The organism is Flavobacterium sp. Root935, assembly GCF_001429295.1.
GTDB lineage: Bacteria > Bacteroidota > Bacteroidia > Flavobacteriales > Flavobacteriaceae > Flavobacterium.
Genome location: NZ_LMJL01000008.1, coordinates 949,006 through 962,322, shown reverse-complemented (window position 1 = coordinate 962,322; position 13,317 = coordinate 949,006). Strand labels below are relative to the sequence as shown.

Genomic DNA, 13,317 nt, shown 5'->3' with positions numbered 1-13,317 from the left:
GTATAATTTTTTATTTTATGAAATTTTATGGGAAAATTTATAGAGACTATCAAAATTCAACGAAAACGTTTTCTTTTTTATAGTAAACTTTCATAAAAACCAAGAAAAATTTAATAGCAGGACCATTTTTTACAGATTATTGAACATTGTAATCTTCATATTCTTTTACTCGCTCTCCCATTAAGAACATTTTTTTCTTGGCAAAATGAATCGAGAATTGCGAGTAATACCATTCTTCACTATCATTTGGTCTGTACCAAAAGGTGTAAGAGGCGCTATTGAAGCCTTCTTTAAAAACAGGAACTCCTTCTTCTGTACACTCAATTCCCCAATTGATCTTTTGTTTGCTCAAATCATCAGCCTGAATAAAACCAGTTCCGTCTGGATTTAAAACCGTAATAGGCTGCTTTTGTCCAATTGGCGCATAAGTTCCAGAAACAGGATAATTGATTGTAGTAGTAATAAAACGATCTTTAGAATTGTGCGTAATTTGATCTACGTGAACTTGTGAATGTGATGTTGTGGCAGCAAAAAATAAGCTGAAAATAAAAAGTAATTTTAAAAATTTCATTCTATGTAGGTTTAATGTTTTTGGGCTTAAAAAATCTAGCGGCTGATTTTTTCTGAGCGAATATAATCCATTTTTTTAATAGAATGGAAGCTTAAAAATACAAGAATGAAATTTATTTATTTTTGGTCAGTTTTTTACTCTGTAGAAAACTGATTTTCGAGTAATTTTTCTTTAAAATCAGATTTAAAAGTATAAGCAAAAGTCAGCATCAAAGCTCGAGTATCAGATTTAGAAGTTCTATTGTTTCTAAACAATAAAGTGCTGTTTTTATAACCGCTTTCTAAAGTGTTAAGCATATCAGTAACTACCAAACCCAATCTGGCATTTCCTTTTCCTAATTTCTGCTGAAAACCCATATCTACATTGTAAATCGGAATTCGTTTTCCCTGCGGAGTTGCAACGGCAGAATTATAGTTGCCAATAACCTGAAGTTTTCCGCCTTTCCAAGGCGTAAAATTATTAATCATTTTTCCGTACCAGCTGAAAGCGCTGCTGACAATATCTTGAACTTGTGCTAAATTATCGGCATTGATATTTTGTTCAAAAGCAGTTACACTAATATTGGCATCGTAAAAAGAAATCGGTTTAAAACTGAAAATCGTTTCGAGTCCGTAAGTAACGGTGTTTCCAATGTTTTGAGGCTGTAATAAAACCACTCCGTTATCTTGTAAAATGGCATATTGTCTAATGGTATTATTGGCATTTCTATAAAAAATATTTCCAGAAAGAGAAGAATTATTCCACTCTTTATTATAATTCAATTCGATAATATGAATAATTTCTGGTTTCAAATACGGATTCCCTCCATGCGGATTCAATGCATCTGTAATATCAATAAACGGATTCAAATCATCTAAATCTGGACGATTAATACGTTTGCTGTAACCGAATTTTAAAGACTCATCCGATTTTAAATTTAATTGAATTGATCCCGAAGGAAAAAGTTTTAAATAATCATTATTAAAGCGGTCACTATTGTTTTGTGTTGCTCCATTGTTTGAAACATTTTCTGCGCGTAAACCTAAATTGTATTTCCATTTCGGATTCTCTTTGGCACCTGAATAAGAATTTAAAAGTCCATACACAGCATTTATTTGATCATTAAAATCAAAAATATTGCTGGCTAGCGGATTAATCACATATTCATTATTGATTTCATCTGCACTTTGAAAATCAGAATTAAAGAATCTAAAAGTTCCTTTATATCCAGTTTCAATAATAGTTTTTTCTGAAATAGGGAATGCGTAATTTAAAATGGCATTTGAGATATTTTCTTTTTCGTAATTGTGAGTTCTCTGCCAAAAAGTGTCGCCAATTTGTATCTGATTTTCATCATAATTGTCAGTATCAATATCGGTGTTTTCTCTATCAAAATTAAACGAAGTCGTAATGCTGGCGTTTAAACTTTTTCTATCATCAGAAAATTTTCGATCATAATTAAAAGCAAATTCTGCGACTTTTGAACGCTCTAATTCTAGCGAATGACGTTTGTTACTAGAGTAAAATTCATTTGAACTCTTAAAAATAGCTGTTCTTAATGTTTCATCATTATCTTGATTTTCAATGTTTCCGAGTGCTTCAAACGAAAAAGTATTTCTTTCATTTGGAGAAAAATCTACATTAAACTTCAAATTTTGCAAACCTTCAGTTCGCTGGTCGCTTCTATTTTGATTGATAAAATGTTCATCATCAATAAAATAATTCGTTCTTTCACCTTTTATTCTTTTAGTTCTTCCAGCAAAACGATTGTCATAGGCAAGACCCACATTCCATTTATCCGTTTTATGATTTAAAAGAACCGAACTATTAATTCTGCCTTTTGCACCAAAACCGCTTCCTAGAACCGCTGCACCGTTTATTCCGTTTGAATTATTTTTCTTGAGTTTTATGTTAATAATACAGCTCTCTGCACTAGCATCGTATTTTGCAGTTGGACTTGTAATAATTTCAATACTTTCGATACTGCTTGCTGGAATCTGATTCATATTGGTAATAGCAGAATTTTTTCCGTTAATTAAAATCAAAGGTGTTTTTCCTCTTAACGAAACAGCATCATCTGCATCAACAGCCACAGTCGGAATGTTTTTTAGCATATCAATTGCAGTTCCGCCAGACTGGGAAATATTAGAAACAGCATTAAATACAAAACCTTCGGCCGTTTTCTCAATTTGCTTTTTTTCTGATTTTACAACAACTGTGTTCAGTAAATTGGCATCTTCCTGTAAAACGATATTTCCGAGAGCAATAGAAGAACCTGAATATTTTATTTTCTGAATAGCTGTTTTAAAACCAATTAATCTAAATTTTAAAACATAATCGGCAGGATTTATATTTTCAATAATGAATTTTCCAGAAGCATCAGTAACGGCATAAGCTGCAGTTTTGGTTGTATCAGTAACTGGTTTTAAAACTACGTCGACAAATTCGATTGGAGCTTTTCCATCTGAAATAGTTCCATTTATAGCATTTGTTTTTTGGCTAAAAGAATATTGGCTTAAGGCAAATAAGATAATTGCGGCAGCTAAATTTTGTTTCCATTTTTTCATACCGCAAAGTTATTTATCAACTGAAATACCGAAGAAGAAAGCATCTTAAGATATTATTAAGTTAGTCTTAGTATAGACTAATGGTTCCTTAATGAAACTCCAAATTTTAAAAAAAAGGTGTTTTTCCCCTTTTAAAAACAGGAAATTTCATTGACTTTTTAAAAATTTCTAATCCTACTTTTATCCCGTCAAAATGCGGAAGCCGAAAAGCAAACGAGTAGGCAACACATAAAACTAATATTATGGAAACTGCTTTTTTCTTAGCGATGGGCTGGTGCGGAACTAAATATCCGGGCTGGTGGAGAAGATTTTTGAAAAAACCGCCAATTCCTGAACCAGAACCTTGGTGGATTATTTCGACAATTGGTTTAGGTTTAATTGCCGGACTGGCTGGCGGAACAATTTTTAGTGCTGTAATTCGCGAAAGTCAATTTTTTTCTGGACAAGCTGCAATTGCTTCTGGATTATTTGCCTTCGGAACAGCGAATATTGTTACCGGAATTGCATCAGCTTTTAAGGAATGAAATATGAAATGCTTCGGCTTATTTGGGGATAGTGCCGAGGTTTTTTTGCCGCGAATTGCTCGAATTTCCACGAATTAGTTTCAATTTATTAGGATGAGCGATGAATAAAAATCCTTCTATCCTTAATCTGTTGCTATTTTTTAGACTAATAATTAATTAGTGGAAATTCGTGTAATTCGTGGCTATAAAAAAAAACGCCCGATAAATTCGGGCGCTTTTAAAATATATTTTTTAGTTTTTCTCAATCCATTTTCTTGCATTTACAAACGCTTCATGCCAAGGTGAAACTTCATCGTTTCTGTCTTTTGGATAATGCGCCCAGTTCCATTGGAAAGTCGAACGCTCAATATGAGGCATCATAACCAAATGTCTTCCAGTTTTGTCACACATCATTGCGGTGTTATAATCAGAACCGTTAGGGTTTGCAGGATAACCTTCGTAAGCGTATTTAGAAACAATGTTGTATTGATCTTCTGCATAAGGCAATTTGAATTTACCTTCTCCGTGAGAAACCCAAACTCCTAAAGTACTTCCAGCCAATGTCGATAACATAACCGAATTGTTTTCCTGAACTTTTACAGAAGTAAAGATACTTTCGTGTTTCTGGCTTTCGTTATGAAGCATTTTTCCGTGAACTTCATGCTCTGGATTAATCACTTCCAATTCCATAAACAACTGGCATCCGTTACAAATTCCGACAGATAAGGTATCTTCTCTTTTGAAGAAATTATCTAAAGCTGTTTTGGCTTTTTCGTTGTATAAGAAAGCTCCGGCCCAGCCTTTAGCAGAACCTAAAACATCTGAGTTAGAGAATCCTCCAACTGCACCAATAAACTGAATATCTTCTAAGGTTTCACGTCCAGAAATTAAATCCGTCATGTGAACGTCTTTTACATCAAAGCCGGCTAAGTACATAGCATTTGCCATTTCACGCTCAGAATTACTTCCTTTCTCGCGGATAATTGCTGCTTTTGGTCTTGGTTTAGAATTGTCGATTTCTGGTTTTTTTCCTGTAAAGTGAGCAGGGAAAGTATAATTTAAAACCTGATTTTTATAGTTTTCAAAACGTGCCTGAGCTCTTCCGTTTTTAGATTGTTTTTGATCTAATAAATAAGAAGTCTCGAACCAAACATCTCTGTAAGCTGGAATATCCAATTTGTAATCTGCAAATTCTAAAGTGGCAGTTTCTTGAACTGAACCAATTTTGAAGAATTCGATATTATTCGCGTTTAATTTAGCTTCAACAGCTGCATCAGATTTAGCTTGGAAAACAATTCCGATGTTTTCTGCGAAAAGAATTTTCAATAAGTCTTTTTCTGCGAATGGTGAGAAATCAATTTTAGCTCCCAGATTCACATCAGCAAAACACAATTCTAAAAGAGTAGTAATTAAACCACCGCTTCCGATATCGTGACCTGCTAAAATCTGGCTTTCGCCGATTAATTCCTGAATGGTATTAAAAGCATTTTTAAAGAAAGAAGCGTCTTTAATAGTAGAAGTTTCGTTTCCGATTGTGTTTCTAATTTGTGCAAAAGAGGAACCTCCTAATTTGAAATCATCCTGAGACAAATTGATATAATAAATAGAATCTCCGTTTTTCTGTAAAACTGGCTCAACTACTTTTCTGATATCTGTACAGTTTCCTCCAGCAGAAATAATAACCGTTCCCGGCGCGATTACTTCGTCGTTTGGATATTTTTGTTTCATCGAAAGTGAATCTTTTCCTGTCGGAATGTTGATTCCCAATTCGATTGCAAAATCTGAACAACCTTCAACAGCAGCGTATAAACGAGCGTCTTCACCTTCGTTTTTACAAGCCCACATCCAGTTTGCAGAAAGTGAAATTCCTTTTAAACCATCTTTAATTGGTGCCCAGATAATGTTTGATAAGGATTCTGCAATTGCATTTCTAGAACCCGCAACAGGATCAATTAACGCAGCAATAGGAGCGTGCCCAATAGAAGTTGCAATTCCTTCTTTTCCTAAATAGTCCAAAGCCATAACTCCAACATTATTCAAAGGCAATTGTAACGGACCTGCATTTTGTTGTTTTGCCACTTTTCCACCCACACAACGGTCCACTTTGTTTGTTAACCAGTCTTTTGAGGCAACAGCTTCTAAACGTAAAACGTCTTTTAAATAACTTTCGAAATCCCCTGCGTTGTAAGCAACATCAGCATATTTTCTATCGATAGTTTTATCTGTCATAACCGTTTTTGGAGAACTTCCGAAGAAATCTTCTAAAGCATAATCCATCGGTTTTGAACCATTTGATTGTGATTGAAAAGTAAAACGGTGATCTCCGGTTACATCTCCAACCTGATACATTGGCGAACGCTCTCTGTCGGCAATTCTTTGCAACGTATCAATATCTTTTTGACCAATAACCAATCCCATTCTTTCCTGAGATTCGTTACCAATAATTTCTTTTGCAGAAAGTGTTGGGTCTCCAACTGGTAATTTATCTAAATCGATCAAACCTCCAGTTTCTTCCACTAATTCAGAAAGGCAATTTAAGTGTCCACCTGCACCGTGATCGTGAATCGAAACAATTGGGTTATTGTCGCTTTCTACTAAACCACGAATGGCGTTAGCAGCACGTTTTTGCATTTCAGGGTTTGAACGCTGAATTGCATTCAACTCGATTCCTGAACCGAAAGCACCAGTATCTGCAGATGAAACCGCAGCACCACCCATTCCGATTCTATAATTTTCTCCACCAAGAATTACGATTTTATCACCTTCTTGTGGTTTTTGTTTGATAGATTGATCTAATTTTCCGTAACCAATTCCTCCCGCCTGCATGATTACTTTATCGTAACCAATTTTACGGTCGTTTTCTGAATGTTCGAAAGTTAAAACAGAACCTGTAATAAGTGGCTGCCCAAATTTATTTCCGAAATCAGAAGCTCCGTTTGAAGCTTTGATTAAAATATCCATTGGCGTTTGATACAACCATTTTCTTTCTTCAAGAGCATTTTCCCATTTTCTGTCATTGTTCAAACGAGAATATGAAGTCATGTAAACAGCAGTTCCTGCTAAAGGCAGAGAACCTTGTCCACCCGCTAAACGGTCACGAATTTCTCCTCCAGAACCTGTTGCAGCTCCGTTGAAAGGCTCAACTGTTGTTGGGAAATTGTGTGTTTCTGCTTTTAATGAGATAACAGAATCAAATTCTTTTATTTCGTAAAAATCAGGTTTGTCAGCAGATTTTGGTGCAAACTGCTGCACTTTTGGTCCTTTTACAAAAGCAACGTTGTCTTTGTAAGCAGACACGATATCGTTAGGATTTTCCTGAGATGTTTTTTTAATTAATTTGAAAAGAGAAGTCTCTTTTTCTTCACCATCGATTACAAAAGTTCCGTTGAAAATTTTGTGGCGGCAGTGTTCTGAATTGGCTTGTGAGAAAGCAAAAATCTCAGAATCGGTTAATTTTCTTCCAAGTTTTGCAGCAAGATTATTTAAGTAATTTACTTCTTCTTCGCTTAAAGCTAAACCTTCAACTTTGTTGTAAGCTGCAATATCATCAATTTCCAGAATTGGTTCCGGCTGAATGTTGATAGTAAAAATCTCTTGATCTAATTCATTGAATTTTTGAAAAAGCATCGGATCAAAATCAGTAAAATCTTCCGTTGCAGGATGAAATTCTTCAATTCTGATAATGCCCGGAACACCCATATTTTGAGTGATTTCTACAGCATTTGTGCTCCAAGGTGTGATCATAGTGGCGCGTGGACCAACAAAAAAACCCGTCAATGCGGATTTTTCGATCTTATTCGAGTCGGCAAATAGCCAGTTTAATTTTGAAATGTCTTGAGCTGAAATTTCGTTTTGCGTTTGTACGGCAAAAACAGTTTTGCTTTGGTTTTCAAAGAAATGGATCATTGTGATGTGTAGTTTGTTGTATTGAGCTGCAAATTTAGTTTAAATAAATAGTAAGCGCAAATTTGATAACAAAGTCTTTAGAAAAAATGTAAAACTGCTTTTTTCTGGCAGATTTCGTTTAACCACAATGGATGCAAAGTCATAAACTTTTTTTGAATCAAAGTCTTTTGCAAAGGTTTTTATTTCAAGAAGATTATGAAAATGACGGCAATTTTTGAGCCACGAAAAATCCAAAATTACCAAACCTTTTGTTTTTCGTAGATTTTGCAAATTTTGCGGATTTTTTTCAGTTTATAAAGTGAAAAAGTTCTGCGAAGTATATTATTTCACGCAGATTTTAGTGATTAAACAGGTTTAATTTTGTAAAATCTGCGTGAAAATATAGTTTTCTGACTTAGTTAATAATTATCTTTTCAATAATAGTTTTAGAGTCTTTGACAATTTTAACTAGATAAATTCCTTTTGGAAGATTTCCTGCGGTAATTACAGCATCTGTACTATTTTGTTTTTCAAACACTTTTTGTCCATTAAAAGAAATAATTTCTATTGAGTAAGGAGATTCAAAATTGTTTAAACCAACATTGAAATTTCCATCTGACGGATTTGGAAAAATAACAATATCCTCTGATGTTTCAGCAATTTCCTCTTCAATTGGCAGCGCTTGTTTGCTTGCTAAGTTGCCGCACGTGTCGGTTGTATAAGAGTCCCATTGTGAGCTTAAATTGAAAGTTGTACTTGGAGAAGTCACAGTAGATTTTCTTCTTAAAGTAACATCAATAGCAAAATTAGCTGTTCCGCCATTAAAAGTTCCAATGATATCAATTAGTACTCCGTTTTTGAATAAACCTACAGCGTCATTTCCGTTAAAAGTCAATTCAGTTGCCGTTGTCGAAATATTGGCTGAACTTGTAGAAAAACAGCTTGAAGAAATGGAACTGTTTACAATTACAAATTTACTTCCAGTTGTTAATGTTCCCGTTAAAGCCAAACCTGTGCTCCAAGAACCAGCACCATTAGTTTGTTTTTTGATCGTATAAGCAGCTAAACTAACCGAACTTCCTGTATTATTGGCAATTTCCAACGCTTTATTGTTTCCAGAACCTTCAATGTATTCAGAGAAAAGTAAGTCGGTTGCTGTTCCAGTTCCGCTGCTGTTGGTTGTAACTGAAATTGTATTGCTTGAAGCAGAAGTGTTTCCAGCTGCATCTTTTGCTTTTACATAAATAGAATAAGTGGTAGAAGCTGTTAATCCAGTAATTGTTGCTGTTAACCCAGTAACAGTTGTTTTTAAAGCACTGTTGGCGTAAACATCATAACCTCTAACTCCAACATTATCTGAAGAGGTATTCCAAGCAAGTGTAATTGAAGTTGCAGTTTTTGATGTTGAAGCCAAACTAGCAGGTGCAGTTGGCGCTTGAGTATCTGTAGAAGATGTTCCGCCCCAAATTTGATTTACATATTCTGGATGGTCTATGTATGGATTTCTATTGCCTTGACGTGCATAAATAGCATTATTTCTAGCAATTTCTCTTGCACTAACAGGATCTTGAGCATGCCAGGCTAATAAAGTATTTAGAAAAGCAGTTGTAAAAACTTTATTGCTTGAACCATCAAACATAGCATATGAATAACCTGCAACTGTATTTTCATAACGGGTTGCAAAATAAAAATACATTCTCGCAATATCACCTTTAAAAGCATTGATAGGTTCAAATACAGTTCCAGAATATCCAGATACTGAACTTGATCCCAATTTACTTCCGTTTTGAGAAGTATATGTAGCAGAACTTACAGTGCCGTGTGGGTAATTAGAACGCATTCCGTTTACTTTTCCATCTGTTGGTGTAATAAAATGTGCATCGGCAACCATTGGAGACTGCTCATTAAAAACAGATTGCGGAATAATGTGTTCTCTGTTATAACAATCGCCTTCTACAGAATAGCTGCCGCATCTTTGCGTGCTTCCAGTACTGTAGTTGTAAGGATCTGTTCCTGATGGATTTTCAGAATACATGTCTAAAACTGTTCCGTCGTTTTCGTAAAAATTGTCAACGTCAGATGTTTGGTAGGTTGTGTATAAACCTGCATAACCGTTATCAGTATGTCCTTTGATAATGTTGTACAATTGAGTTTTTAAGGTATAACCTGTGCCAGTTGCCGTGTTGTAGTAGCCGGATGGAATTTGAGCAAAACCAACAGCGGTAAACATCAATAAGAATAAAAAGTAGTTTTTTTTCATAAATTAATAGTTAAGATTTGGGTTAATAAATTCATTTTAAAAATCTGATTTTTAGAAGTTTAAAAATGTATTGTAACAAATCTACTACTTTTATGAATGCGATACGTTAAGCGATCTTTAATTTTAGATACATTTTCTTACGATTTGTTTTTTAATCATATAAGTTATGTAAGTTCATTTAAAAGTATTTGTGATATACTTTAATAGAAAAAGCTTAAATTTCTTATATAACTTATATGGTTTAAAAATGTTACTTCGGAAAATCTTGACTCTGATAAGCACCTAAATCTGGTGGAGAAGTTCTCGTAATTCCTAAAATATCTAGCGGAATTATATATGCCGGATTCCCTTTCGCGAAAGCGGCAGAAGTTTTATCAATATTGAATTTATTCTGAGCAGCATTATAAAACTTCGGATTTTCATTTAGAATAATGTTGTTATAATGTTCTGTATCGGTTTTAAATTGATAATCAGGATTTGTGGTATTTCCGAATTTCAATAAACAATTATTGAGCTGATAGACAAAAGCAGCGCTTGTATTTTTACTCAAATTCAATTCGTTAAAATTAGAACCGTAAATAATGCAGTTGTTAAAAGTTGCATTTGTCAACGCATTTGCTTCAGGAGTTTTGCCAGTTAAACTATTGCTTAAAGTAACTGCGAAATGCGAAGGGTTTGACCAATTGTTATTAAAAGTACAATGTGTGAAATTATAATTGCCGCCGTAAACGCAAGATAAACTTGCTATACCAGCATAATTGATTACGATGTTTTCGCCAATAATATGAGTGTTTTCAGCTAAAATTCCGTATTCAACACAATTGTAAATCTGCGTATTTTTAATTTCAACCGTATTAGATGGATTTTTAAAGTCTAATCCAGTAACTGCATTTTTTAAAGTCAAATGATTGATCGAATGATTAGAACTTCCGTTAGAAAATATAACCGATTTCCACTGTCCAGGAATATCAGAATATAAAGATTCTAAGCGATCTCCTTCAAAAATAACTTCATTTTCTAATTGATCCGTTTTTGAGGCTGTTCCGTTAATCTGTAATGAAGCATTGTTACCAACATATAAACCAGAATTAGCATGAAAATGGATTCTTGCGCCAGCTTCAAAAGTTACGGTCTTGTTCTCTGGAACTCCTGCATATCCGTAAATTACGTAGGGTTTTTGTTTGGTAAAAATCAATTCGTTTCCGTTTACAGCATCATTTTCACTCAGATAAAATCCATCAACATCTTTGCCATCAATTTGTATTTTTTCTTTTGTTCCATCAGGATTTTGGTTTGGATATAAGAAAACAGCATCTTGGATCAAAGTAACTAAAGCTACTTCCTGAAGATTAGCCCCGCTGTCGAACTGGATTTCATCAGTATATAAAAAATCAGTCGGGTTGGTGTCTGTAATATCGGCCGTTGTTTCTATAAAAATATACAAACTGTCTTTCGCTAAAAGCGTAACATCTTTAAAAATCTTGCCGTTAGTGCCGGTCATTCCGTCAACGGTCATGCGGTATTTAGAGCTTAAACCTTTTTTGAATTGAACAATTGGAATCGAAATGTCGTTTTTACTTCGGTTGTAAACTTTCAGCTGGTAAGTACTCGAACCAATATTTTTAAAAACAGTATCTAAATAAACAGTGTCTTTTGAAAACTTTAAATCTCCAGTGCTGGCAACAGTATCAAAATCAGTTCGACAGGAACTGAAAGCTAGAATTAAACCCAGAATTAAGATTGTAAAGTATTGACGCATTTCTATGTTTTTTTTTGCCAGATTAAAGAATTTTTTTTCGCCACGAATTTCTCGAATTTTCACAAATTTAATTCGCGGAAATTCGTGCAATTAGTGGCTATATTTTTAAAATCCTTTAAATCTGTGAAATCTGTGGCAAAAAAAACATTGCATTTCAGCCTCAGATGTATATTGATAGTTTTTGTAAAAATAGCAAAAAACTGACAAGTTCATAAATGATTTTCAATTTAGAATCCGATTTTTCGATTTGTGTCTTATCTTTCTTTAATTTTACGTTTTTAAAGTTTATTTTAATGAATCATACAAAAGAGCAGATTTTAGCGCGATGCAATGAGTTTTCTAAAAACACATTGATGGAAACGCTGAAAATTGAATATATCGACGCCGGAGAAGATTTTTTAACTGCAAAAATGCCTGTAAATCCAAGTGTTCACCAGCCAATGGGATTGCTGCACGGCGGAGCATCTGTAGCTTTAGCAGAAAGTGTAGGAAGTGCGGCTTCTTTCTTTTTTATTAATCCGAAAGAGCAGGAGGTAAGAGGTATCGAAATTTCGGCAAATCACCTAAAAAGTATTCGTGAAGGTTATGTTTTTGGTACAGCCAGAATTATTCACAAAGGAAGAACGGTTCATTTGTGGGAAATTAAAATTACAGATGAAGCTGGAAATTTGATTTCGCTTTGCAAATTGACGAATATGGTTTTGGATAGAAAGAAAAGTGAATAAATTATGAATCCATTTTTCTTAAAAATTAAAAATCATAAAGAGCAAAATTTACCATTTGTACTTTATTCTAAACCCAATACTACTGATCTTATTGGGATTTTACAGCAAAATAATACTTTGCACACCGTTTCGGATTACAGCGAAAAAGGATTTGTTTTTGCTTCTTTTGATGAAAAGCAATTGATTTTAATTCCAGAAAACGAATCGGAAATTATTACTTCCGAAAAAGAAGTTACAGCATTTGAGCCCATTAAAATTGACGATTTAAATTTTGATCCTGAAGCGAAGTTTCAATATGAATATTTGGTTGCCCAGGGAATCAATGCCATTAAAAACGGAGAATTTAAAAAAGTAGTTTTATCAAGAAGCGAAGAAGTTCCGTTAACGGAATTTGATTTTGTTGAAACCTTTCAGCATTTGGTTCAATTGTATCCAGCGACTTTTTGTTATTGCTTTTTTCATCCAAAAATTGGACTTTGGATGGGAGCAACACCTGAAAAGCTTTTAAAAGCAAATGGGAATGTTTTTGAAACCATGGCTCTGGCTGGAACGCAGAAAGATAATTTGGAAACTGAAATTGTCTGGCAGCAGAAAGAAAAAGACGAACAGCAGTATGTAACCGATTTTATTGTAAAAAGACTTCGCGAATTTGCGGCTTCGGTTGTAGTTTCTGAACCTTACAGTCTTAAAGCAGGATCGATCTGGCATATAAAAACCGATATTTCAGGAGTTTTAAATGATAACTCCACTTTAGAGGAGGTTATTGATACATTGCATCCAACGCCTGCCGTTTGTGGTCTGCCAAAGAAAAAAGCAAAAGCGTTTATTATTGAAAATGAAAACTATGATAGAACTTTCTACACAGGTTTTTTAGGAGAATTAAACAGCAGTTTTGCTGGAAATAATGCAAGTTCTGATTTATTTGTAAATTTACGAAGCATGCAGATTCAGGAAAACAAAGCCATTTTGTATATGGGATGCGGTATTACCAAAGAAAGTATTCCAGAAAAAGAATGGGAGGAAAGCGTCAACAAATCGATGACGATGAAGAGAGTATTGAAAAAATAG

8 protein-coding genes are annotated in these 13,317 nt (G+C 34.2%); 3 read left to right on the top strand and 5 right to left on the bottom strand.

Going from position 1 to position 13,317, the window contains the following annotated elements; all coding sequences use genetic code 11:
- Window positions 1-136 precede the first annotated feature (136 nt).
- Together ASE40_RS09320 and ASE40_RS09315 are read right to left on the bottom strand one after the other, a co-directional pair.
- Window positions 137-571 carry a hypothetical protein gene (locus ASE40_RS09320; protein ID WP_057116672.1) on the bottom strand — a complete coding sequence of 145 codons (435 nt, stop codon included), beginning with the start codon at window positions 569-571 and terminating at the stop codon, window positions 137-139.
- Between the two features lie 134 nt (window positions 572-705).
- The gene (locus tag ASE40_RS09315; RefSeq protein WP_057116671.1) at window positions 706-3,117 is read right to left on the bottom strand and encodes a TonB-dependent receptor domain-containing protein; all 2,412 of its coding nucleotides are present in this window, start codon (window positions 3,115-3,117) and stop codon (window positions 706-708) included.
- A gap of 242 nt (window positions 3,118-3,359) precedes the next feature.
- Between ASE40_RS09315 and ASE40_RS09310 the strand changes: the two genes are divergently transcribed.
- Window positions 3,360-3,641, top strand: coding sequence for a hypothetical protein (locus ASE40_RS09310; protein WP_128414959.1), 282 nt, complete (start codon window positions 3,360-3,362; stop codon window positions 3,639-3,641).
- Between the two features lie 231 nt (window positions 3,642-3,872).
- Here the strand turns inward: ASE40_RS09310 and purL are convergent, their stop codons facing one another.
- The 3 genes from purL to ASE40_RS09290 form a co-directional block, all read right to left on the bottom strand.
- Window positions 3,873-7,526 (bottom strand): phosphoribosylformylglycinamidine synthase, encoded by a 3,654-nt coding sequence (gene purL, locus ASE40_RS09305; RefSeq protein ID WP_057116669.1) that lies wholly within the window; start codon window positions 7,524-7,526, stop codon window positions 3,873-3,875.
- Window positions 7,527-7,920: 394 nt separating this feature from the next.
- Window positions 7,921-9,765: an endonuclease gene (locus ASE40_RS09295; RefSeq protein ID WP_057116667.1), complete on the bottom strand. Its 1,845-nt coding sequence runs from the start codon at window positions 9,763-9,765 to the stop codon at window positions 7,921-7,923.
- 250 nt (window positions 9,766-10,015) lie between these two features.
- Window positions 10,016-11,524, bottom strand: coding sequence for a hypothetical protein (locus ASE40_RS09290; RefSeq protein WP_057117010.1), 1,509 nt, complete (start codon window positions 11,522-11,524; stop codon window positions 10,016-10,018).
- Window positions 11,525-11,817: 293 nt separating this feature from the next.
- Here ASE40_RS09290 and ASE40_RS09285 point away from each other — a divergent pair, with 293 nt between their 5' ends.
- Together ASE40_RS09285 and ASE40_RS09280 are read left to right on the top strand one after the other, a co-directional pair.
- Entirely contained in the window at window positions 11,818-12,249 is a 432-nt protein-coding gene (locus ASE40_RS09285; protein WP_057117009.1) for a PaaI family thioesterase, read from the top strand.
- Window positions 12,250-12,252: 3 nt separating this feature from the next.
- Window positions 12,253-13,317 (top strand): chorismate-binding protein, encoded by a 1,065-nt coding sequence (locus tag ASE40_RS09280; RefSeq protein WP_057116666.1) that lies wholly within the window; start codon window positions 12,253-12,255, stop codon window positions 13,315-13,317.

Excerpts from the sequence above, each read along its gene's own strand:
- ASE40_RS09295 (WP_057116667.1), bottom strand. The coding sequence starts at position 9,765 with ATGAAAAAAAACTACTTTTTATTCTTATTGATGTTTACCGCTGTTGGT.
- ASE40_RS09320 (WP_057116672.1), bottom strand. The coding sequence starts at position 571 with ATGAAATTTTTAAAATTACTTTTTATTTTCAGCTTATTTTTTGCTGCC.
- ASE40_RS09285 (WP_057117009.1), top strand. The coding sequence starts at position 11,818 with ATGAATCATACAAAAGAGCAGATTTTAGCGCGATGCAATGAGTTTTCT.
- ASE40_RS09315 (WP_057116671.1), bottom strand. The coding sequence starts at position 3,117 with ATGAAAAAATGGAAACAAAATTTAGCTGCCGCAATTATCTTATTTGCC.
- ASE40_RS09310 (WP_128414959.1), top strand. The coding sequence starts at position 3,360 with ATGGAAACTGCTTTTTTCTTAGCGATGGGCTGGTGCGGAACTAAATAT.
- ASE40_RS09290 (WP_057117010.1), bottom strand. The coding sequence starts at position 11,524 with ATGCGTCAATACTTTACAATCTTAATTCTGGGTTTAATTCTAGCTTTC.
- ASE40_RS09280 (WP_057116666.1), top strand. The coding sequence starts at position 12,253 with ATGAATCCATTTTTCTTAAAAATTAAAAATCATAAAGAGCAAAATTTA.
- purL (WP_057116669.1), bottom strand. The coding sequence starts at position 7,526 with ATGATCCATTTCTTTGAAAACCAAAGCAAAACTGTTTTTGCCGTACAA.